The sequence below is a fragment of the Psychromonas sp. SA13A genome, from assembly GCF_011378715.1.
Lineage (GTDB): Bacteria > Pseudomonadota > Gammaproteobacteria > Enterobacterales > Psychromonadaceae > Psychromonas.
The window spans coordinates 21,633-44,788 of record NZ_WTKU01000020.1; the positions used below are offsets into that span (position 1 = coordinate 21,633).

Genomic DNA, 23,156 nt, shown 5'->3' on the forward strand with positions numbered 1-23,156 from the left:
TGATAATGAATGTACGTGCGATTGCCGCTAAAGTGTTAAATCAAGTTGTAGAAAAGGGGCAATCACTATCACAAGCATTGCCTGCTATTCAGCAAGAGCTTTCCCCTAAAGATAAAGCCTTAGTACAAATGCTTTGTTATGGCGTACTGCGTACATTGCCTCGTTTAGATTTTTTCTGTCGTTCATTAATGAAAAAACCTTTGACGGGTAAACAAAGAGATCTACATTTTTTAATCCTAGTTGGTATTTATCAACTGTTATACACACGTATTCCTAGCCATGCGGCGGTGGGTGAAACCGTTAATGGTGCAAAAGCCCTTAAAAAACCTGCGTTAAAGGGCATGATAAATGGTGTTTTACGTAGTTTTTTACGCGAGCAAGAGAGCTTAATTGCTCAGGCTGATCAACAACCTGCTTTACTGTATTGCCATCCAAGTTGGTTAGTAAAACGGTTGCAATCTGCTTATGGTGAAGAAAAAGCAGCTGAAATTATGACTGAAAACAACCAGCAAGCACCAATGTGGTTACGTGTAAATTCACGTTTTCATGATCGTGAACAATATCTTGCATTATTAACCGAGCAAGATAAACAAGCAGAGATGACAGCGTTTAATGACAATGCATTGTGTTTAGAAAATGCTTGTGATGTTTACCAATTACCGGGTTTTGCAGAAGGTTGGGTATCAGTACAAGATGGCGCAGCGCAATTAGCGGCGCATTATTTGGATGCACAACCGGGTGATTTAGTTCTGGATGCTTGTTCTGCGCCTGGTGGCAAAACCGTGCATACTTTAGAGCTACAACCAGAGTTGAAGCAGATGGTTGCCGTGGATTTTGATGAAAAACGTTTAGTACGTGTTAATGAAAATCTACAAAGACTTAATCTACAAGCGACGGTTATTCATGGTGATGCAGCTAAACCAGATGATTGGTGGTCTGGAGAGCAGTTTGACCGTATTTTGTGTGATGCCCCTTGTAGTGCAACGGGAGTGATACGTCGCCATCCAGATATTCGATGGTTACGACGTGATAGTGATATTAGTGAACTGGTCACTTTACAGAAAAATATTTTACATGCGTTATGGCAAAAACTAAAACCGGGTGGTGTGTTGCTATATGCAACATGTTCTATTTTACCCGATGAAAATGACCAACAAATTAAGGACTTTTTAGCTGCAACAAGTGACGCATCACTGGTGCCATTAGCTGCGCACTATGATGGCCAAGCAGTAACTCGTCAAATATTACCAAACGAAGAAAAAATGGATGGATTTTATTACGCTAAGTTACAAAAAGCGATATAAGTAGTAAGCGATATTCAGTAAATCGATAAGCAGTGAGATGACATGAAAATTATTATTTTAGGTGCAGGGCAAGTGGGTGCTTCTTTAGCGGAAAACTTGGTTGGCGAAAATAACGATATCACGGTGGTGGACGAAAACCACGAAGCTTTGCAAGAGTTACAAGATCGCTTTGATTTACGCGTTGTACAAGGTAGTGCGTCAAGTCCACATACTCTCGGTGATGCTGGTGCTATCGATGCTGATATGTTGATTGCGGTAACCAATAGTGACGAAGTCAATATGGTTGCTTGCCAGATCGCATTTACACTGTTTAACGTACCTAAAAAAATTGCCCGTATTCGTTCTCAAAGTGTGGTTATGCATGAGAAAGAATTATTCAATAAAGATGCTTTTCCGATTGACCACATCATTGCTCCTGAAAAATTAGTGAGTGATTATATAACTCAGCTAATTGAATACCCGGGTGCTTTACAAGTAGCTAACTTTGCTAATGGCAAAGTTGGATTAGTGGCGATCCGTGCTTATTATGGCGGCTCTTTGGTTGGTAATGCTATTTCTGCGTTAAAAGAACATATGCCCAATATTGAAGCACGTGTAGCGGCAATATTTAGGCGTGGTAAAGCTATTCGTCCGCAGGGTACAACCATAATCGAAGCCGATGATGAAGTTTTCTTTATTACTGCAAGCCCGAATATTCGGGCCATTATGGGCGAAATGCAAAAGCTTGAGCACCCCTATAAACGCATTATGATTGTCGGTGGTGGTTATATCGGTGAAAGTTTAGCGAAGCGTTTAGAAAAAGAAAATTCGGTTAAATTGATTGAAAAGAATTTTCGTCGAGCTGAGTATTTATCTGAAACCTTATCTAATACCATTGTTTTCTGTGGCGATCCTTCTGACCAAGATTTACTACTAGAAGAACATATTGACCAGATCGATCTGTTTATCACTGTGACTAATGATGATGAAGCTAATATTATGTCGGCGATGTTGGCAAAGCGCTTGGGCGCGAGAAAAGCGATGGTGCTGATTCAACGTAATGCCTATGTGGATCTGATCCAAGGTAATATTCTGGATATCGCCATTTCACCACAACAGGCCACGTTATCCGCTCTACTAACACATGTACGTAAAGCAGACTTAAAACACGTTTATTCGTTGCGAGAAGGCTTAGCAGAGGCGATTGAGATTGTTGCGCGAGGTGATAATATGACCTCGAAAGTAGTAGGCAAAGAGATATCACAGTTGAAACTGCCAAAAGGAACCAGTGTGGGGGCAATTGTTCGTGATGAACAAGTATTAATTGCACATGATGATACGGTGATTGAAAGTGATGACCATGTGATCCTGTTCTTGGTGAATAAGAAGTACATTAACGACATCGAAAAACTATTCCAACCAAGTCCATTCTTCTTATAAGCTGCGAATTATGACTTACCGTCCTCTATTTTTTATTACAGGTTTAGTACTGTCTAAAATGGCAGTATTTATGTATTTTCCCATGTTATTAGCTTTTTATAATAACACCTTGGGCGGCGTCGAATTTTTAATTTCTATTATTATTACACACATTGCTTCTGCTATTTTCTTATACCTAGGTGGCGAAAAACAACATTCGCATTTGGGTGTAAGAGAGATGTTTTTATTAACCACTGGTGTATGGGTGCTCTCTAGTTTATTTGCTGCCTTGCCCTTTGTTTTTATTGAACATATTAGTTATAGCGATGCCTTCTTTGAAACTATGTCTGGTATTACTACGACCGGCAGTACGGTATTGCATGGCTTAGATACTATGCACCCTAGTATTTTGCTTTGGCGATCTATTTTGCAATGGTTAGGTGGTGTTGGTTTTATAGTGATGGGCGTAGCGATTTTGCCATTTTTAAATGTGGGTGGCATGCGCTTGTTCCAAACCGAGTCCTCGGACTGGTCAGATAAATCCACAGCAAAAACACGTCGTGTTGCCTTAGATATTTTATTTGTTTATATGTTTTTATCTATCTGTTGTTTTATTGGTTATCGAATTGCAGGTATGGATAATTTTGATGCCGTCAATCATGCCATGACAACTATTTCCACAGGAGGATATTCCACCTCCGATAGTTCGATGGGACACTTTTCACATATTGCGCATTGGAATGCAATTATCTTTATGTTTTTAGGTGGGTTACCTTTTTTATTGTTGATTCGAGGTATGAAGCAAAAGTCATTACAACCGTTATGGAAAGATGCCCAGATTCAAGGTTTTGCATGGTTAGTGATTGCTTGTTCATTAAGTCTAAGTGCTTATTTAGTCATTAGTGGTCAGTTCTTATGGGCTGATGCTATTAGGTTGAGTGTATTTAATGTGGTTTCAGTGATCACTACCACTGGCTTTGGCTTAGATGATTTTCTAACGTGGGGGGATTTTAGTTTAATTATTTTTGCTGTTTTGTTGTTTACCGGTGCTTGTTCTGGATCTACTTCTGGTGGCATGAAAATATTCCGTTTTCAAATTGCCTTCAGCCTATTAAAACGTCATCTAATGTTATTAATGCACCCACATGCGCTATTCACGCAAAAATACAATAATCGTAAAGTGAGTGATGAAATTTTACGTTCATTAGTAGCCTTTGTAATTGCCTATATGGCGACCATTGCAGTCTCTACTCTATTGCTTACTCTATTTGGTTCACAGGCCATGCTGGCATTAACAGCATCAATTACTGCGGTATCAAATGTTGGACCAGGGTTAGTTGAGTCGATAGGGCCCTCTGGTAATTTTGCTGAACTGCCGAATGTTTCTAAGTGGATATTATCTATTTGCATGTTAATGGGCCGCTTAGAGATATTAACTGTTGCAGTCATGTTTACTGGACATTTTTGGCGTCGTTAGAAATATTGTTTTTTGATAGTGAGCTAATCTCTACTGCGATCGTCATTATTAGTTGGCACTCATACATCAGCGGTAAAACGTATTAAGAGAAGATACTCATGATTAATCAAAAGCATTTAAACACCTTTATGAAGTTGGTTGAGACAAAGCACTTTACGCATACCGCAGAGCAGTTGTTTATGACTCAACCCGGTGTTACTCAACATATTAAAAATCTTGAAAAACACTTTGATACCTTGTTGTTAGCACGTTATGGCAAACAGTTTGAGTTAACATTAGCCGGTGAAAAGCTCTATCAAATGGGCTTAAGTATGCGAGATCTCGAAGCGCAACTAAGTGAAAGTATTAATCATGATGATGCAACGCAAGGCGTCTGTTCATCACTTGTTCAGGTGCCCTCGCAAACTTCCTCTATCCCTATTTTGTAAAACAACAAAGTACACACCCGCAATTAAGCGTATTTGTAGAAGCGGCGCCAAATCAAAACATCATTACTGACTTACTCAATAATAAAATAGACCTTGGTATTGTGACTCGACAAACAGTACATGAACAACTCAAGCAAACATTAGTGGGTTACGAGGAGCTACAACTAGTATTGCCGGCGAAAATTGATATAAGCGAAGATGTTGGGTTTGCAGTACTCAATAAATTGGGATTTATTAATCACCCGGATGGTTTACACTTTCTTGATGAGGTCTTTTCAAGTAACTTTGCAGCGGATTATAAAGGTCCTAGTAGCCTTCATATCAAAGGTTATGTGAATCAAATACAGCAAATACTATTACCCGTTGCACAGGGGGTTGGTTACACTATTTTGCAAAAGCGTGCTGTACAGCAATTTAGCCAACAGCAACAATTAAAAATAGTACCATTAACTAATGCAACGCACGAAGCTCTGTATTTAACGCAAAAGCGTTATCGTCAATTACCTGCTCGTTATCAATGGTTTGAAACTAAAATAATGCAACTGTTAAAGTAAGAACTATTCTTCACTTAATTGTTCTGGCTCGCTATTGTGTTGCGTTAATTGCTCTGCAATCGGCCTTTTAATCGGCACTCCTAAGCCCTTTAATTGCTCTGCTTGTTGAATCACATTACCACGACCGACGCTCAACTGCTTGAGGGCGCTATGGTAAGTTTTTTGCGCTTTATCTAGCTGTGAACCAACCTCTAAAAAGTTGTCACTGAATAAGCGTAGTTTGTCGTATAACTTGCTCGCCTGTTGCGCAATTAACTGCCCATTTTTTTCTTGTCGTTCAAAGCGCCATAGGTTTTCGATAGTGCGGAGTGCAATCATTAAGTTACTCGGGCTAGCTAATAAAATATTATTATCGAGCGCCAGTTGAACTAAGCTTGGATCGTGCTCTAAAGCTGTAATAAAGGCGGGTTCAACGGCCACAAATAACAATACATAGTCGAGTGTGTTGGCACCAATTAAATCCTGATAATCTTTTTTCCCTAAGCCCTTAATATGTTGACGGATAGATAAACAATGCGCATCAAGCGCTTGTTTTTGCTCCCCAATATTTTCACTATTAAAGTAACGTTCATAGGCAACTAAAGACACTTTTGAATCAATAATTATATTACGCTGTTGCGGTAAATTAACCACTACATCAGGAAGAAAGCGTTGCCCTCGTGTATCCTTTAAATTGACCTGAGTTTGGTACTCATGTCCTTCACGTAAACCTGAGTTTTCTAGTATGCGCTGTAAAACAACCTCTCCCCAGTTTCCTTGTTGCTTATTGTCGCCTTTCAAAGCATTCGTCAGGTTCTGAGTTTCTTGGTGCATCAGGCTATTTAAGTTAGCCAGTTGGTCGATTTCTCGTTTTAAGTTAAAACGTTCTTTGCTTTCATTGATATAACAATCGCTTACTTGCTTTTTAAAACCTTCGAGTTGAGTACTTAAAGGGTCTAATAGTTGTTTGATGGATTGTTTGTTTAATTGTTGGAACTGTGTCGATTTGTCGTTAAAAATACGCTGTGACAAGACCTCAAACTGTTGGCTTAATTTTGCCTCCGTTGCTTGTTGATCTTGTAATCGTTGTTCTCCTGCCTGCAAGCGAACGTCGGATTCTCTAACACGCGTGGTTAATTTACTGACCTGTGCTTGCAAGCTTTCATTATGTAACGATAAAGCCGCTATTTTACTGTCTAGCAATTGATTTTGTTGCGTTTGGTGTTGCAGATTTTGTTCACTTAGCTTCAGGGCTAAATACTGCTCAGTAAGATCTGTTTTGTGGTGAGATAAACGGTTAAGGGCGATTAATAAGCTGATAAAAAGTAAACCACTTATAATGCTCATTAATAATAAGCTGTTATTTGCCAATAAATCTGCTGGCATTTAATATTCCATTTTCTTTAATGTATTGATCACATGAGGGTTAAGTCTATTCCAACACAGTAGAAATAGCAGATAAATCCCGAGAATAGCCCACTTATGCAAATTTTTACCCTGGTCTAAATCAGAAAAAGAAAACGCAATATAATAGGTGTCCACCACTTCTACATAGACAGCCATAATGACAGGTAAGATCAAAACCGTTAGTAGTTTCCAAGCTAAGGATAATGCTTGAGTAAGCGGGTGATTCAACATGTTTTTTCCAATCGACAATGTAAGAACTGTAACTTTAACCAGTAATTATAAAGAAGTGAATAGGCAAGCGTAAAAAATAAACATAGCGCACGTTATCTACGAGAGGCAGATGATAAATAAAAGCTGCATTATTTTGCACCTTTTTACTTTTAGTTTGACTAAATGATGTAAAACATAAGTTTTATGCGCGTTTGTGCGTTTTTTTAAGTGATTTATGTTTAAAAATGCACTAGAGTGCGTGTTTATATAATTTGAAACTAATTAAAAGGGGTAGTTTATGTGCGGTATCGTTGGTGCAGTTGCGCAAAGAGAAGTGTCTGAAATTTTAATCGAAGGTTTAAAAAAATTAGAATATCGTGGTTATGACTCAGCAGGTGTTGCCATTGTTGATAGCGAAGGTAAATTAACTCGCGTACGTCGTTTAGGTAAAGTAAAAGAATTAGCTGATGCTGTTGATGCAATGCATACAATGGGCGGAACAGGTATTGCTCATACACGTTGGGCAACACACGGCGAACCTTCAGAAGTTAATGCTCACCCACATGTTTCTGGTGCTATCTCTATCGTACATAACGGTATTATCGAAAACCACGAATCACTACGTCGCTTGTTACAAGAGCGTGGTTATGTTTTTGAATCTCAAACTGATACTGAAGTAATTGCTCATTTAGTAGAATGGGAACTAAAAACAGCAGCTTCATTACGTGAAGCAGTACAAAAAGCAGTGCCTCAATTAGAAGGTGCTTACGGCATGGTTGCATTAGATAGCCGTGACCCATCTCGTTTAGTCGTTGCACGTTCAGGTAGCCCAATAGTTATCGGTCATGGTATTGGTGAAAACTTCCTTGCATCAGACCAACTAGCGCTATTAAACGTAACACGTCGTTTTACTTACCTTGAAGAAGGTGATGTAGCGGAAATTACTCGTCGCGAAGTTAATATTTTTGATGCAAGCGGTGAAGCGATTGAACGTGAAGTGATTGAATCTACCGTTGAGCATGATGCAGGTAGTAAAGGTAAATACCGTCACTTTATGCAAAAAGAAATTTTTGAACAGCCTACTGCATTAATCAGTGCATTAGAAGGGCGTATAAACGAAGACAGCATCATTGTTGAAAGCATTGGTAATGGCGCAAAAGAGATTTTATCTAAAGTTGAACATGTTCAAATCATCGCTTGTGGGACTTCATACAACTCAGGTATGGCGGCTCGTTATTGGTTTGAATCACTTGCTGGCGTAAGTTGTGATGTTGAAATTGCTTCTGAATTCCGTTACCGCGATTTTGTTGTTCGCCCAAATAGCTTATTGCTTACACTTTCTCAATCAGGCGAAACAGCTGACACGTTGGCTGCATTGCGTTTAGCGAAAGAGAAAGGTTACATGTCTGCGATGTCTATCTGTAACGTATCTGGTTCTTCACTAGTACGTGAATCTGACCTTGCGTTTATGACTCGCGCTGGGACTGAAATTGGTGTGGCATCGACTAAAGCATTTACTACACAACTTGCTGCAATGCTGATCTTGGTGACTGCTATTGGTAAAGAGCAAGGTACTATTAGTCCGCAAAAAGAAGCTGAAATTGTACATGCGCTGCATTCATTACCAACTGAAATTGAAAAAGCGTTAGCGTTTGATAAAGAAATTGCTGCATTAGCACCAGACTTTGCCGATAAACACCACACATTATTCTTAGGTCGTGGTGAGTACTACCCAATCGCGATGGAAGCGGCATTAAAACTAAAAGAGATCTCTTACATTCATGCAGAAGCTTACGCAGCAGGTGAATTAAAACATGGTCCATTAGCATTAGTGGATGCAGATATGCCTGTAGTAGTGGTTGCACCAAACAATGACTTATTAGAAAAATTGAAGTCAAATGTTGAAGAAGTGCGTGCACGTGGCGGTTTATTGTATGTATTTGCTGATGAAAACTCAGGCTTTGAAGCATGTGATGGAATGAAAATTATCTCATTACCTCATGTAAATCCAATCATCGCACCTATATTCCATACGGTACCGATGCAATTATTGTCATACCATGTGGCATTGATTAAAGGTACTGATGTAGACCAACCACGTAACCTAGCTAAAGCTGTTACAGTTGAATAAATGATAAAGTAAGTTTTTATTTATGATCATAAAAAAACCGACGTTAGTCGGTTTTTTGTTATTAGCGATTCAAGCACTCTTATTCCTATTTTAAAAGCTTAAGTCATATCATTTCGCTTTTTAATATTTGAATCTAAGTTTTACAGCTTAGCAATAACACTCATTATTTTATCAACCAAGTCTTGGTTGGTTAATTGGCCATTTTCTAGGTCAAAATTATCGTAGAAGCTAGGTACTGAAATGGCACCTTTCACCTCGGCTGCAAAAAATGGTGCTGAAGCTTGTGCTGAAGCTAATACGCTAGCGGCACCACCAGGACCCGGTGACGTTGACAGCATAATGACCGGTTTGTTTTGGAATAGTTTTTGATCAATACGAGACGTCCAATCAAATAGATTTTTATAAGCCGCAGTATAAGAACCGTTATGCTCTGCAAAAGAGATAACAATCACATCAGCTTCACCCAATTTTTTATAAAAGGCTTTAGCTAGCGCTGGCTGTCCTAATTCTTTTTCACGGTCTTCATTAAATAGTGGCATTTCATAATCGTTGATATCTAACAACTCTACTTGTGCGTTGTTAATTTGTTTGGCTGTGTAATTAGCTAGTTGTTTGTTAATAGAGCTTTTGCTACTTGTTGCTGCGAATGCGAGTACTTTCATTATTATTTCCTGTTCTTTCTCTCAGTGGATGGATACACTTTAAATTATTATCATTTGTTGAGTAATAGTCGTTTTGTGCATAGATTGTTTCCAAATGACTTGTTGTTATCTATTTAAATAAAAGGTGATGTGATGGCGAATAAAAGCAAATTATTTGATGGCATGGTTGTTTTTGTTGATGTAGCAAAATTAGGTAGTTTTACCTTAGCTGCAGAGAATAGTGGCCATTCCACCTCTTACATTAGTAAGGAAGTGAATAAGTTAGAAGCACGTTTGGGTATTCGCCTATTACATAGAACCACACGATCCTTGAGTTTAACGCAGGAAGGTGAGTTGTATTTTCAATTGTGCCAGCAACTCATTGAAGATGCCGAACAAGCAGAAAATAGTATTAGTGGGAATCAAGGGGAGCCTAGAGGAAAGCTACGCATAAGTTGTCCTATCTCCTATGGTTTGTCTAACCTGAGTCCTGTGTTGAGTCTATTTACTGAAAAGCATCAAAAAATCCAACTTGAATTAGAACTTAATGATAGAAAAGTAGATCTTATCGCCGATGGTTTTGATGTCGTGATCAGAGCCTCTACGCAGCTCGAAGACTCTAGTTTAATTAGTCGCAGGGTGAGTCAATCAGAAGCTTTAGTATTAGCTTCACCTCGCTATTTAGCGAAACATGGTACTCCAAACCACCCCTATGATTTAGATCGCCATAAAATCATTAGCTATAGTAATTTGAAGCAACCTAATATTTGGCTGTTTCGTGATCATCAAGGAGAAACCATTCAGGTGCATGTTGAAAGTCATGTACTAACCAACAATGCCACATTGGAAATAGACCTCGCCGTTGCCGACCAAGGCATTATTCGCGTGCCACAATTTGCCTTAAAAGATGAAGTGGAAATAGGGGGATTAGTAGAGATTTTCTGTGATTGGCCTAAGCCGCCAATAGGGGTTTATGTGGTTTACCCGAGTAGAAAGCATATGTCAGCCAAGGTACGTAGTTTTATCGACTTTGTAATAGCAGAATTAGGGGATTAGAAGGGTAGCTAAGCAAGTGATGGATATAGTGTTTTTTGTGTATAAAACATGCTTCGAATGTGGCATTTGAGCAATATTTAAGAGATAGGGAAATCTTTATTTATAAAAAGCTGCAATAGCAGCTTTTGCGTGCAGTGATTACTTTCTTCGTTCAATGATGAATTGATACTCAAAGCCTTCACTTGAATTCTTCCACAGAATTTTTTTACCTGATAAAAAAATGGAAGCGCTATTATTTTCGTCGTACTCTACCTTACCTAGCTTAATGGGACTCTCTATTTTTCCTTGATCAATCATCATAATTACATCTTTTTTAGCAAAAATATTTACAGGTTTTCCTGAAAAGGAGTCAATGAAAGATTTAATTGTTTTATTGAATTGATGATTGAATTCGTCTCTATCTTTTGGAGTGTTGACATTCCCAACTATTTTCAATGTATCCCATATCGTTGGTGAAGTTCCCTGAACATAATACGCAATATTATTAGACAATGAATTATTGTTACTAACATCTACATCATAATATTCACTGTTACAGCTATACTCTCCATAATGCTCTTTCCAGTCACCTGTAGGTAAGTTATTTTTAGCTAAATAGTCACATGCATCAAGTCTCGCTATTGATCCCAAATCAGATTCAGATGCACCACGACTAATAAATAAAAAGATGGCTAATATTGCTAAGCCGGTACAAAACCATACTTTGTTAGCTTTGGGTTTATTTTTTATAGGAAGGTTAATGTTCGTTGGGTTATTTCCCTTAGAAAGAAACGCTTTATATAGATGGTTATAATTTTTTTCTTTCATCATTGCGGTAAAATTTTGGCCTGAGCCAAGTTTGAATACTACGTAATAATCTTTTTTGATAACTTCTTTCTTTTCTATCGATATAATCTCTCTAATCGGAATTTCTTGAACATTGTAAGATCCAAGTATCAGTTTATCTTCCTCAAGCATCCATTTAGTCTGCTCGAAGTCTCCCTTGATTATATTTATGAATTTCATCATCTAAACCTAATTGGATTAATTTGAAAAGTATAAGAGACACTACCATTTTAATAGTCCGTTATAATAATATTAATCTTCTTACTGGTGATTTAAAGGATCTTCTTATTAACTAAAATTAGAAGCGTCCATTAGCCTTACACAGCCAGAATAGAATGATTATCTTATTATTTCGTGCTGTGAAATATTTTATTAATAAAAATTCACATTTGTTGTGTTGGTATCTCGATACTTTTACTAGATCTTAAGATAAATTCTCATAAGTGCAGTATTATTTCATTCTAAATGAAATAATTTTTATCAACGTCAGGTCTACTTACTCATATCTACAGCATTTTTTATTTATTCAGCAGGGCGAGATATCTATGAAAAAAATATTAGGGTTAGTTTTATCAACATCGATGCTTTTTTATGTGTCATTAGCAAATGCGGATAAAGCCGTATTAGCAGGTGGTTGTTTTTGGTGTATGGAATCTGATTTTGAAAAATTACCGGGGGTGACTGATGTTGTGTCTGGTTTTACTGGTGGCACGTTAGAGAACCCAACTTATCGAGGCAATCATCAAGGGCATTATGAAGCTGTTGAAATTACTTATGATGCCAAGCAAGTGAGCTACCAACAGATATTAGATCATTACTGGGTAAATATTGACCCTTTTGATGGAAGAGGGCAATTTTGCGATAAAGGCGAAAGTTATTTAAGTGCTGTTTTTGTTGCAAACGAACAGGAGCGAGCATTGGCTGAAAAATCTAAACAGACAGTGATTGCTGAGTTCCCCAAGCAAAAAGTTGTTACACCTATTTTAGATAGCAGTACTTTTTATCCTATTAAAGGCGCTGAAAGCTACCATCAGGATTATTATAAAAATAGTCCACTACGTTACAAAGCTTATCGCTGGAACTGTGGCCGAGACCAACGCTTAAAAGAGATTTGGGGTGATCGCGCTACTCATGGCTAATCTGATGTTGCTAATTGATAGTTGCGCTTGAATTAATAAAGCAATGCATTAATAGAAAGCAATGAATTAATAGAAAACGATGAAAACGGCTAACTCAATTGAGTAGCCGTTTTTTGTTTTTAGTGGCAAAAATAAAGTAATAATATCTATTACTTATAACCATCTATTATATCAAGCACCGTTAAAATAGTTATGACTATTATAATCTTTATTGTATTATCTTATTTAGACGTCTATACGGCCATTTATTTTAAAGGAACTGAAAATGTTTAATAAGAAAATCTCAAGGTTATTTTATCTTTTACCCCTAGTGTTTGGATTAGCAGCCTGTGGGCAAGAAGAAAACACTGAAGTGATTAAAGTAGGCGCAACCGTTGGTCCTCATGCTGAAGTTATTGAAGCTGTCGCTATTGAAGCGGCTAAGCAAGGTTTGAACGTTGAAGTTGTCATTTTTTCTGATTACATCACGCCTAATGCTGCGTTAGCGGATGGTAGCCTGGATCTTAACAGTTACCAGCACCAACCTTTCATGAGTAACTTTAATAGTAACAGCGAGCAAAAAATTGTTTCTATCGGTCATTCTATTTTAATGCGTATGGGTATTTACTCGACTAAGTACAAGTCGATCAATGATTTACCTGACAACGCAAAAATTTCAATTCCTAACGATCCAACCAATGGTGGTCGTGGTTTACTGTTATTAGCTGATGCAAAACTGATCACGTTAAAGCCAGATGCTGGTGCAAAAACGACGGTTTACGATATTGTTGAAAATCCTAAAAACTTTCAATTTATTGAAGTGGAAGCAGCACAATTACCACGTACTTTAGATGATGTTGATGCATCGGTTATTACTATGAATTACGTTATGTCTTCAGGTTTAAATCCTGCTGAACAAGGTATTTATTTAGAAGCGAAAGATGCGGAATTTGCTGTGATGAATGTTGCTGCGCGTGTACAAGATAAAGATAATGCAACTTATAAGAAGTTTGTTAAGATCCTTCAATCTGAAGCAACACGTCAATTTTTAGATAAAACATACAAAGGCACCATTGAAGCTGCGTTTTAACCTATCAAGATAAGCACAAATAATCACTGGCTAACACTTCAAAGCCAGTGATTCCTACCTCCTGTAACTAACCTTCTGTTCGTGTTATTTTTATGCTGTAATGCATTAAAATGGTAACTGCATATTAAGATAAGTAACCGTTTCAACCTCTGTGCTGATTTAAAACATGAGTTCATGGGTATTAATGCCTTTGATAGCATTGTGCTTAATAAAATGATCAATTCTTTAGACGAATTGCCTTGATATAAATGAAAAATTAAAAGAGATTAAAATGAACGATTTACGCTCAAACTTGAGTTTATCTATTGAAGATGATGCAGCAAAAACCAGTGCGCTAATTGGTTATGGTTTGATGATTCTGGGTATGTTTACCGGCATATTTTGGTTAATCGGTGCTATTTGGGTGATGGTTAAAAGAGAAGATGCACGGGGTACTTTGTTTGAAGATCACTATACCAATATTATGAGTACGTTTTGGTGGGTATTAGCCTGGTCAGTAGTGGGATTGATCTTGGCTTTCTTTGTTGTGGGTTACTTTGTTTTGTTTGTGACTTGGGTGTGGTCTATTTATCGCATTATTAATGGCTTAGCTAAAATCACTTCCAATAAACCTTATATAGCATAGTTAGAGAACTTATGAATTATCATTACCTGCCTATATATTTGGCTATTGTAGGTTTAGCTGTTTCTTATTTTCTTGGATACATGCCACTCTTCATTTTTGTTGTTTTTGCGGTTGCTAGCCTAGTGACTTATTTCATTTATGCAAAAGATAAAAAAGCAGCGCGTCTTAATCGATGGCGAACGCCTGAAAAAACCTTACACTTTTGTTCTATTTTATGTGGTTGGCCGGGGGCAATTATCGCACAACAGAGGTTACGCCATAAAAGCCAAAAGCAATCTTTTAGAGTGATGTTTATGTTCACGCTGCTACTAAATGTAGCCTTGATTGCCAGCCTACATACAGTACAAGGTGCGACTTTATTACGTCAATTTACGCATCAATTACAAAGTCATGTGATCATTCATATCCACCAGCCACAGCTTCAACAAACGTTATCATTGCTATTAGCCTTTCGAACTGATGATTACATTTATAAACAAAGTGATACGCTTTATATTCGTGAAAGCCGCATAAAATAATGTGACATTGCCTTGTCGCTCGTTTTTCTTGCTGCTAACAATTTCTAGCTGGTGGATGTCATCCTATAATCCAAATTTTTCACTGTGTGGACGTGATTCGGGTTAGATCATGATATATTCAGGCATAATTTTTATATGAAAAGCACTGGAGGAAAGATGTTACGTCTCGCTATTATTGGTACCAACTGGATCACTGAACGTTTTGTCGAAGCTGCGATAGCATCTCAAGAGTTTGAATTAACAGCAGTGTATTCTCGAGATGTAAAGCGTGCACAGGCATTCTCAGCTCCTTTCAATGGTGCAGCTGTTAGTTTTACTGATTTAACAGAAATGGCTAAAAGCGATGCCTTTGATGCCATCTATATTGCTAGCCCAAACTCACTACATTACGAACAAAGTATTCTGATGCTAGAGAATGGCAAACATGTCATTTGCGAAAAACCTGTGGCTTCCAATATAACCCAAGCTGAACATATGTTCGAGGTTGCTGAAAAAAACAATGTAGTATTGTTTGAAGCATTTAAAACTGAATATCTACCTAACTTCGCTTTAATCACTGAACACTTACCTAAATTAGGTCGCTTACATAAAGTCAGCATTAACTACTGCCAATACTCATCTCGTTATCAGCGTTATCTTGATGGAGAAAATCCAAATACCTTTAATCCTGCTTTTTCCAATGGTTCAATTATGGATATTGGTTTTTATTGTGTATCCAGTGTTGTTGCTTTGTTCGGTGAGCCATTAAAAATAAAAGCGAGTGCGCATTTACTTGACTCGGGTGTCGATGCACATGGTGCTGCTATTTTTTATTATCCTGATTTTGAAGTGGTGATCCGCCATTCTAAAGTCTCTGATTCAACGTTACCAAGTGAGTTACAAGGAGAGGCGGGAGTGATGTTAGTTCCGCATATTTCTGAGTGTGATCATATTTCTCTACAGCGTCGAGGAGAAGCAGTGCAAGAATTTAAAGTTGCACAGGTTGAAAATACTATGACCTATGAAGCGAGTTTTTTTGCTCAGCAAATTAAACAGGGCAAATTATGTGAAAAAGCCAAGGCAAGAGCATTGAGTGTTTCTCGTATGACAACTGAGATCCGCCGCCAAACAGGGGTTGTATTTCCAGCTGATAAAATTAATTAAGTTTATTAGCGAGAAACATAACTCTCTACTAAACGGAAAGAATAGACTCCGTTGGCAGTAACGAAAAAAGGCAGATAATGGGAACATTATCTGCCTTTTATGATTTAGCTTATACGCTAAGTTTTATGCGCTTGCTGAAGTCAGCTGTTTTGCTTTACGTGCAATGCGCATTTTTTTCAATGTAACACAAACTAAGGCTGTCACGACGGTGCCCGTTGCCATACATATAATTGCCATCACTGGTTTGTTCATTGCGCCAAGTAATACGACAACTGGCCCGCCATGAGCAACACTGTTGGTGATACCAAAGGAGAAGGCCATTACTGCGCCGACCATTGAGCCTAGTACGTTGGCAGGAATGACTGATAGAGGATCCTGCGCTGCAAAAGGGATTGCACCTTCAGAGATACCAACGAGACCCATCGCACCGGCTGCTTTACCCGCTTCTATTTCACTGTCTTCAAATATTTCTAGTTTACGGCCAATCACGGTGGCTAGTGCCATACCCAGTGGAGCAATTGGAATAGCGACTGCCATTGCACCCATAAACTGAGTTTGGCCGCTTGCGATCATGCCCACGGAGAAGAGGAATGCCACTTTATTAAATGGTCCACCCATATCAAAGCCTGCCATGCCGCCTAATACAATGCCTAATAAAACGACATTACCGGTACTCATTTCAGTGAGGACTGCGTTTAACCATTCCATTAAATTGGCAATAGGTGCACCAATAACAAAAATAAATAACGAAGCGATAAAGACGGTACCTAAAATGGGTGCGATCATAATCGGTACAAGTGGCGCAACCATTTTGTGGTACTCACGCGTTGCAATAAAGCGTACAAAGTAACCCACTAATAGGCCTGCGACAATGGCTCCGATGAACCCAGTTCCTGCAGAAGCATCATAAAACGAACCATTGTTAGCAATCCAACCACCAATGAACCCTGGAGCAAGCGCTGCGCGATCACCAATGGCATAGGCAATGTAACCGGCCAGAATAGGGATCATAAGAGTAAAGGCAACGACACCTACATTAAGTACTTGATTCCATAAACTGCCTTCAGGAATTTGCATGCCATTAGCTGTTGGCTCTCCCCCCAAAGCAAGCGACAGTGCAATCATTAAACCGCCGGTGACTACAAATGGGATCATATGCGATACACCATTCATTAAATAACGATAAAGGTTAGATCTACCTGAAGTTGCAGAGGAATTGTTTTGTGATGAGTTTTTTGAGTCAGCTTGGTAAGCAGGTGCATCCAATGCTTGTTGAATAACTGCTTTACCATTACTAATCGGCGCTTTTACTGGAGTTTGAATGAGCTTTTTACCATCAAAGCGAGTCATATCAACCTGCTTATCACTACTTACAACAATCGCCACAGCGCGTTCAATTTCTTCTGCTGTCGGTGCGTTTTTTACGCCAATAGAACCATTGGTCTCTACTTTAATTTCGTACCCCATTTGTGCCGCTGCTTTTTCTAATGCTTCCGCTGCTAAATAGGTGTGAGCAATGCCAGTTGGGCAACCCGTTACACCAATAATGAAGCCTTTATCCAAGGCGACTTTATCGGTTATTTCTTTTTTCTCTAATAATAAAGCAAGTGCCTGTTTAGTTGATGTCGCTTTATGCATTGCATCAATAAACCCATCTTCAATTAATTTAGAGGAGAGTTCTGCTAACACTTCTATGTGATGATCAAAACCACCATCGGGAGAAGCTATCATGAAAAATAGTGTTGAATTTTTACCATCTTCAGCACCGTATTCAATACCCGATTTACTAATACCAATGGCTACAGCTGGTTCAATGACTGCCGAGCTTTTAGCATGAGGTATCGCAACACCTTCTTCAAAACCAGTATTATCGATAGCTTCACGCGCATAGACATCTTTTAAAAAGCTATCTCGGTCGCTCAGTTTGCCTTGTTTGGCTAATAGCTCGACCATCTCATTTAGTACTTCATCTTTAGTTGTGGCTTTAAGATTTAAGCATATCAACTTTTCATTAATCATTTGAGTAATCATGACTGCACCTCCTCTGTGTAAAATATTGTTTTAGTTTATGGAGGCAATTGTTGGATATTTTACGGATAAAAAATAGTGTACAGTCAATCCATTTACTGGATTATTGTACCCTAAATATCCCTTTGTGAAGTGGGTCACTAGGTTAATCTATGTGCAACAAATACTAGGGGTTATTATATTGATATTGCACCTAAATTTATTTCCATTGACGATAAAAGTGAATAATAACCATGAGCCAAGTATTTATTAATGTATTAGAAGGTGTGTTGTCTGAAATAGATCAGTTTAATCGTGTGTGGTTTGCCAGTGATCATTCAACGCCTCCTTCATTTAGTTATCAGGTTAATTTTCCGCGTATGGAATTTGTTATCACTGGTGAGTACATTAATAAAATTGAAGATCCTGAATTTGGCTTGACTGAGGTGAAGATATTACCTGGAGATATTTTATATATTCCACCTAATAGTTGGAATAAACCTGAGTGGAATAGCGACTGTAGTGTGCTTAGTTTATTATTTGGTAAGCGTCAGTTAGGATTTAGTTTGGTGCAAAAGCGCAAAGGGGAAGAGGCCTTTTTTGATGTGCAAAAATATAGCCTGCAAACTCGTACAGGCCATGCCTTGGATCATATTTTAAATGCGTTAAATACCTTAGCAAAAGAGAAAATTCAGCATCCAACGGGTGGGCATTTATTGATGGCCCTTATGACCTATTGTCATGGTATGTTGCTATCCCCTGAGAGCGCTAATCAAGGACGCAGTGAAGATTTGTATCAGGGAGTCTGCATTTATATTCAAGAAAATTTTCATCGCCATATTAGTCGCGATAATATCGCTCATCATTTTAATGTTAGCCCCAATCATCTATCGCGTTTATTTCGTCAACAAGGGCACATGCGCTTGGCTGATTACATTACATGGGTACGTTTAGAGCGTGCTAAATTTATGTTAACACGCTATTCCTTTCGACTTAGTGAAGTTGCATTACGTTGCGGGTTTAATGATGTTAACTATTTCTATCGTGTATTTAAAAGTAAATTAGGGCGTACACCGAGTGAATTTAGGGCGATCTACAGTGATCAACAACGGCCCTCTTAATTCGGGTTACTGCTAGGTGAAATAACGTCAGAGGGTTATCGATATTGTTCGGTAGACTGCTCAGTAGGTTGCATGAAACAAGTTAAAATAGCTTGTAATTGATGACCCATGTAATGATAAGTAATAAACTGTTTTTTATCAGCATTGAGTAAGTTAACTGCTAAATGCCGTACCGCTAAAATAGCCTCTTTAGTGCAAGGTTTGGGTAATAGCAGCGCTACGATATGAGTCACTCCACCATGTGCTGACTGCCAGTCAATGGCTGTTTTGGAGGTTAAACAAATCATCATCGGTTGATCGATATATTCACTCACTATATGCGGTAGGGCAATGCCTCCTGCCATATCAGTTGAGGATAGTTGTTCTCTTTGTATGAGTTGTAACTCTATTTTTTTATAGTGTTTGATGGAAGCCATTTTAGCGATTAGTTTAAGGATGCGTGCTTTATCGACTATGGTGGCATCTTTAGCAAAGGGCATAACGTGGTAACGGTGTTTGGCGCTCATTTTATTGGGGACTGAGAAGTGATGAAACTGAAAGTTATCATGGCGCATTGGCGAGCTTGAATGGAGCGTTGCCGTGTATGTATCTGCCACCAATATACAGTATTGTTGTAAATATAACTTGAGTGCGTCAACCTGAGTTTGTAGATTCTCCCCAATAAGAAAAATTTGGCATAGTTCAAAGGGCTTAAAAGCGAGGCTAAGTGCTGCCAACTGGTGTTGTACATTAACTCGCTGTAACGTATCTATTTTGATTAATTCAGCAGCGCCTTGTATGTCACGTAAGCGATGGTTAATACCCTTAATTAACCAAGCTGTGAGTCCACTTTCCCCTAAATACAGAGTAATACGTATTGTTGACATGATGATTAACTGATTTGCTTGATACAATCTTGAATGACTTTATTTGGGTCAGTTAAGACTTCAACTATTGTTGTGTTAATTACTTGATATTGTTGGAAGCGTTCAGCATTTTCAATGTTGATATCGGACGCAATCAGTATCAGATCTGCTTGGTGAATATCTTGATGGGTTAATTGATTTTCAATACCCATTGCTCCTTGGGTTTCGACTTGTATTTGGATACCAAAACTGGCTGCAGATTTGATTAAAGCTTCTGCCGCCATATAAGTATGTGCAATGCCTGTTGGGCATGCCGTAACCGCCACCATTCTCATCTTATTTTCCTGAATTGATTTTATTAAGGTTTACTGATTTTTTGAAAAAAACATTAACTGGGAGCTTAAGGCTTGAGAGGTGTTTATTCAATCATGTAGAGGTCTAGTTATGAAGAACATCACTAGACCTTATAAATCATTACTATTAAAGCTGCTCAATGCATTGTGGAATGCTAACCCCTTTTAAAAAACATTGTTTTATTTGCTGCTCTTGTTGTTCAGATAAAATAATAGGTGGTTGATGAGGGCGCTCTGATTTGACTCGTGAACCATGACCAGCAAGGTGTCGAATGACACGGCGGCGATATATCGCTAAGCGATTATATTGCACAATGAAACCTGATATAGCAAAGATAAAACACCCGCAAATAATATAAAAAATTAGCATGTTGTCCTCCTGTTTTACCGTTCTATCAATTTTATCGTTATGTCATTATATTGTCACCATCAGTCTACTTTGCTTTGTTGCACATTGACAAATTAATCGTATAGATAATAAAAATACGTTACTTAGTAAGCTCCTAAATAATACCCTAAACAATACCGTTGACTTAGTTCGCAATTACAATATTTAATAGCAAGGCATAACCTGTAAAATATGTTATATATCATTTATCTATAGTGCTGTTTAACACTGTTTATTATTACCACCTTTGCAGTTATGAAAACTTATTTCAATGGGCTTTTTCAAGCCAAATTATTACATTAAAGCTTACTTAAAGGACCTGCTATGCCTGTCGCGAGTGTTTTACGATTAATTTTATTAGCCTCTATTTGGGGCGGCTCATTTTTGTTTATGCGCCTGACTGCAAATAGTTTAGGTCCTGCGATGTTAGTTGAAGGAAGAGTATTAGCGGCGGCATTATTTTTGTTGTTAATGAGCCTCTATCTTGGTCGAAAATTACAGTTTATTTCTTATATTAAACATTTTTTTATTATTGGTGCCTTTAATAGTGCCTTCCCTTTTCTAATGTTTGCTTATGCAGCACAAACTTTAAATGCATCGACACTTGCGATTATTAACTCAACAGCACCATTATTTGGTGCTGTGATAGCAAGTTTGTGGCAAAGAGAACGTTTACCGTTAAAAGCAGGCCTAGGTTTGTTAGTGGGTATGTTAGGAGTCTCGGTATTGGTTGGGCAGCAAGCAATGGCACTTGGTGAACAGGGATTACTGGCTATCGCGGCCTGTTTGCTGGCCGCTTTAATGTATGGGTTTTCTGCAAATTATACTAAGGTTGCACCTGCGGTAGCGCCATTTGAAAATGCACATGGCAGCATGTGGGCATCCGTGATTATTGTTTTACCATTGCTTCCTTTTATACCTATTAGAGATCCTATTACTTTACCTATTAGTCTTTCGGTATTAGTGCTTGGTGTTATCTGCACAGGTATTGCGTATTTATTATATTTTAAATTAGTGAAAGACGATGGTCCTGCATCGGCATTATCGGTGACTTTTTTAGTGCCGCTGTTTGGTATTTTATGGGGGCGTTTATTCTTAGGGGAAGCGATTGGGTTGAATACGTTATTAGGTGCAATATTAGTGATCACAGGTACCGTGTTAGTGACAGGATTTTCATTTAAGAAGGCGTTACGCAAGGCTCATTAGCAGTATTAATGGAGTACTTACAAAGGTTCAAGTACTCCATTGCTATAATTTAAATAGCTATAATCTAAATTGCTTTAAAGCTTACTTGGTATTTACCTAGATCTTGATATTTAATTTCTGTTGTATCAATAGGTACTTCTATCGCACCGGCATAAGAACCAGTAATGATAGCTTGTCCTTTTTTGAAGCTGACACCTCTATCTCGCATGAAATTAATTAACCAATAAACTGGTTTATGTGCAGACAGGTTAGGGTGCTTACCATCGTAATTTTTTGTTTCAGGTTGTCCAGTGGCTGCAATTGTAGTGATATCAATATTGATTTCAGAGGCTTGATAAGCTTGTTCTTTACTGATCTCAGGTCCAATAAATATACCTTGGTTAAGTAGGCAATCGGCTAAATTATCAAAGAAAACAAGGTCATCATTAGGGCTGTAACGGCGTTGTAATAACTCAAGTGCCATATGGCAAGATACAATGGCATCATCGATTTCTTGTTCAGTATAAGCTTGATCTCGAGCAGGTAAGTCTTGACCTAGGATAAATGCTATTTCAGGCTCAATTAAAGTGTTGCCTGGTTGTGTTGGTTGTACTAAACACTCTGCGCCTTGTTGTACAGTACCTTCTAATACAGGTGCAACCACCATTTGCTCAGGGTTTAATGGCACTAAACATTTCCACCCCTCTATTTTAGATCCATTTTCTTTAACCGTTGCCATTTGTATTGCGAGTGCATCATCTAGGTTAGTTGGACGACAATCAGCGTTTAACATTTCACCTCTGTGATTATTTTTACGTCTTGCTAATAGTTCCTGTGCAGCTTTGATACAAGCTTGATTGCTTAATGTTTGATTATTGTTGTCAGTCATCTTCAGTCTCTTGTTAGTTACGGCTGTTGCCAGATTAAAAGGAGTTACTCTTCAATAATATTAACGTAAATTTATTGAAAAGTTAGTATTTGTATTATTATATGCTCGCTGTGTCACTTTACATGGAAAATATTCCAATGCGTAAGGTGTCGCCTGATGATGAATCTATCAGATCACAGAGATAGCTTTTAATTTTATTCAATATATTTTGGCGAACAGATTGTGATTTAATGTTTGTAACAGATTAATGAAGCCACTTCATATGACTTTAATTTGAAATTAAAGGGGTGAAGTTAATACTTTGGAGTTTAAGCTTTGAAGTTAAAAGTGGAAAAGTAGCGGTGTGTTTTTATTTGTATCTGCAGCTTATATAAAACGCTTAACATTTTTTATCAGGATAGGTTCAACATTGAAGTGCATAAAGACTATTCGCCTACCTTATTATCAAGGATCTAGCAGAATAG

23 protein-coding genes are annotated in these 23,156 nt (G+C 38.1%); 14 read left to right on the forward strand and 9 right to left on the reverse strand.

Annotated elements, in window-relative coordinates; all coding sequences use genetic code 11:
* The first annotated feature begins 5 nt into the window (after window positions 1-5).
* The 5 genes from rsmB (at window position 6) to GQR44_RS15330 (ending at window position 5,161) form a co-directional block, all read left to right on the forward strand.
* Window positions 6-1,304, forward strand: coding sequence for a 16S rRNA (cytosine(967)-C(5))-methyltransferase RsmB (gene rsmB, locus GQR44_RS15310; RefSeq protein WP_166372601.1), 1,299 nt, complete (start codon window positions 6-8; stop codon window positions 1,302-1,304).
* A gap of 42 nt (window positions 1,305-1,346) precedes the next feature.
* Window positions 1,347-2,723 (forward strand): Trk system potassium transporter TrkA, encoded by a 1,377-nt coding sequence (gene trkA, locus GQR44_RS15315; RefSeq protein ID WP_166372602.1) that lies wholly within the window; start codon window positions 1,347-1,349, stop codon window positions 2,721-2,723.
* 7 nt (window positions 2,724-2,730) lie between these two features.
* A complete protein-coding gene (locus GQR44_RS15320) occupies window positions 2,731-4,179 on the forward strand; it encodes a TrkH family potassium uptake protein (RefSeq protein WP_166372642.1) in 1,449 nt (482 codons plus the stop codon).
* Between the two features lie 98 nt (window positions 4,180-4,277).
* Entirely contained in the window at window positions 4,278-4,607 is a 330-nt protein-coding gene (locus GQR44_RS15325) for a LysR family transcriptional regulator (protein WP_166372603.1), read from the forward strand.
* Window positions 4,559-5,161, forward strand: coding sequence for a substrate-binding domain-containing protein (locus GQR44_RS15330; protein ID WP_346774368.1), 603 nt, complete (start codon window positions 4,559-4,561; stop codon window positions 5,159-5,161). The genes GQR44_RS15325 and GQR44_RS15330 overlap by 49 nt, the downstream gene beginning before the upstream one ends.
* A 3-nt stretch (window positions 5,162-5,164) precedes the next feature.
* Here GQR44_RS15330 and rmuC read toward each other — a convergent pair whose 3' ends face one another.
* Together rmuC and GQR44_RS15340 are read right to left on the reverse strand one after the other, a co-directional pair.
* Window positions 5,165-6,526: a DNA recombination protein RmuC gene (rmuC, locus tag GQR44_RS15335; protein ID WP_166372604.1), complete on the reverse strand. Its 1,362-nt coding sequence runs from the start codon at window positions 6,524-6,526 to the stop codon at window positions 5,165-5,167.
* Window positions 6,527-6,778, reverse strand: coding sequence for a hypothetical protein (locus GQR44_RS15340; RefSeq protein ID WP_028869371.1), 252 nt, complete (start codon window positions 6,776-6,778; stop codon window positions 6,527-6,529).
* Between the two features lie 277 nt (window positions 6,779-7,055).
* Here GQR44_RS15340 and glmS point away from each other — a divergent pair, with 277 nt between their 5' ends.
* Complete coding sequence (gene glmS / locus GQR44_RS15345) at window positions 7,056-8,888, forward strand: glutamine--fructose-6-phosphate transaminase (isomerizing) (protein ID WP_166372605.1); 1,833 nt, start codon at window positions 7,056-7,058, stop codon at window positions 8,886-8,888.
* A 140-nt stretch (window positions 8,889-9,028) separates the two neighbouring features.
* Here the strand turns inward: glmS and GQR44_RS15350 are convergent, their stop codons facing one another.
* On the reverse strand, window positions 9,029-9,550 hold the full coding sequence (locus GQR44_RS15350) for an NAD(P)H-dependent oxidoreductase (protein WP_166372606.1): 522 nt from the start codon (window positions 9,548-9,550) through the stop codon (window positions 9,029-9,031).
* 132 nt (window positions 9,551-9,682) lie between these two features.
* Between GQR44_RS15350 and GQR44_RS15355 the strand changes: the two genes are divergently transcribed.
* Window positions 9,683-10,585, forward strand: coding sequence for a LysR family transcriptional regulator (locus GQR44_RS15355; protein WP_166372607.1), 903 nt, complete (start codon window positions 9,683-9,685; stop codon window positions 10,583-10,585).
* 138 nt (window positions 10,586-10,723) lie between these two features.
* Here the strand turns inward: GQR44_RS15355 and GQR44_RS15360 are convergent, their stop codons facing one another.
* The gene (locus GQR44_RS15360; protein ID WP_166372608.1) at window positions 10,724-11,590 is read right to left on the reverse strand and encodes a hypothetical protein; all 867 of its coding nucleotides are present in this window, start codon (window positions 11,588-11,590) and stop codon (window positions 10,724-10,726) included.
* 365 nt (window positions 11,591-11,955) lie between these two features.
* Between GQR44_RS15360 and msrA the strand changes: the two genes are divergently transcribed.
* The 5 genes from msrA (at window position 11,956) to GQR44_RS15385 (ending at window position 15,904) form a co-directional block, all read left to right on the forward strand.
* The gene (msrA, locus tag GQR44_RS15365; RefSeq protein WP_166372609.1) at window positions 11,956-12,549 is read left to right on the forward strand and encodes a peptide-methionine (S)-S-oxide reductase MsrA; all 594 of its coding nucleotides are present in this window, start codon (window positions 11,956-11,958) and stop codon (window positions 12,547-12,549) included.
* Between the two features lie 265 nt (window positions 12,550-12,814).
* Entirely contained in the window at window positions 12,815-13,618 is an 804-nt protein-coding gene (locus GQR44_RS15370) for a MetQ/NlpA family ABC transporter substrate-binding protein (RefSeq protein WP_166372610.1), read from the forward strand.
* Between the two features lie 271 nt (window positions 13,619-13,889).
* The gene (locus GQR44_RS15375) at window positions 13,890-14,243 is read left to right on the forward strand and encodes a YIP1 family protein (RefSeq protein ID WP_166372611.1); all 354 of its coding nucleotides are present in this window, start codon (window positions 13,890-13,892) and stop codon (window positions 14,241-14,243) included.
* An 11-nt stretch (window positions 14,244-14,254) separates the two neighbouring features.
* Complete coding sequence (locus tag GQR44_RS15380; protein WP_166372612.1) at window positions 14,255-14,761, forward strand: DUF1294 domain-containing protein; 507 nt, start codon at window positions 14,255-14,257, stop codon at window positions 14,759-14,761.
* 135 nt (window positions 14,762-14,896) lie between these two features.
* Window positions 14,897-15,904, forward strand: coding sequence for a Gfo/Idh/MocA family oxidoreductase (locus GQR44_RS15385; protein WP_240923668.1), 1,008 nt, complete (start codon window positions 14,897-14,899; stop codon window positions 15,902-15,904).
* A gap of 123 nt (window positions 15,905-16,027) precedes the next feature.
* On the opposite strand, the gene GQR44_RS15390 is transcribed toward GQR44_RS15385, so the two are convergent.
* A complete protein-coding gene (locus GQR44_RS15390; protein ID WP_166372613.1) occupies window positions 16,028-17,935 on the reverse strand; it encodes a fructose-specific PTS transporter subunit EIIC in 1,908 nt (635 codons plus the stop codon).
* Window positions 17,936-18,165: 230 nt separating this feature from the next.
* On the opposite strand from GQR44_RS15390, the gene GQR44_RS15395 reads away from it, so the two are divergent.
* On the forward strand, window positions 18,166-19,032 hold the full coding sequence (locus GQR44_RS15395) for an AraC family transcriptional regulator (RefSeq protein ID WP_166372614.1): 867 nt from the start codon (window positions 18,166-18,168) through the stop codon (window positions 19,030-19,032).
* Between the two features lie 35 nt (window positions 19,033-19,067).
* Here GQR44_RS15395 and GQR44_RS15400 read toward each other — a convergent pair whose 3' ends face one another.
* The 3 genes from GQR44_RS15400 to GQR44_RS15410 all read right to left on the reverse strand — a co-directional run bounded on the left by GQR44_RS15400 (window position 19,068) and on the right by GQR44_RS15410 (window position 20,600).
* A complete protein-coding gene (locus tag GQR44_RS15400) occupies window positions 19,068-19,898 on the reverse strand; it encodes a PTS sugar transporter subunit IIA (protein WP_166372615.1) in 831 nt (276 codons plus the stop codon).
* Between the two features lie 5 nt (window positions 19,899-19,903).
* Window positions 19,904-20,212, reverse strand: a complete 309-nt coding sequence (locus GQR44_RS15405; protein ID WP_166372616.1) for a PTS fructose transporter subunit IIB — start codon at window positions 20,210-20,212, stop codon at window positions 19,904-19,906.
* A gap of 145 nt (window positions 20,213-20,357) precedes the next feature.
* Window positions 20,358-20,600, reverse strand: a complete 243-nt coding sequence (locus tag GQR44_RS15410; protein WP_166372617.1) for a hypothetical protein — start codon at window positions 20,598-20,600, stop codon at window positions 20,358-20,360.
* 342 nt (window positions 20,601-20,942) lie between these two features.
* On the opposite strand from GQR44_RS15410, the gene GQR44_RS15415 reads away from it, so the two are divergent.
* Window positions 20,943-21,824: a DMT family transporter gene (locus GQR44_RS15415; RefSeq protein ID WP_166372618.1), complete on the forward strand. Its 882-nt coding sequence runs from the start codon at window positions 20,943-20,945 to the stop codon at window positions 21,822-21,824.
* Between the two features lie 64 nt (window positions 21,825-21,888).
* Here GQR44_RS15415 and GQR44_RS15420 read toward each other — a convergent pair whose 3' ends face one another.
* A complete protein-coding gene (locus tag GQR44_RS15420; protein WP_166372619.1) occupies window positions 21,889-22,692 on the reverse strand; it encodes a hydratase in 804 nt (267 codons plus the stop codon).
* Between the last annotated feature and the right edge of the window lie 464 nt (window positions 22,693-23,156).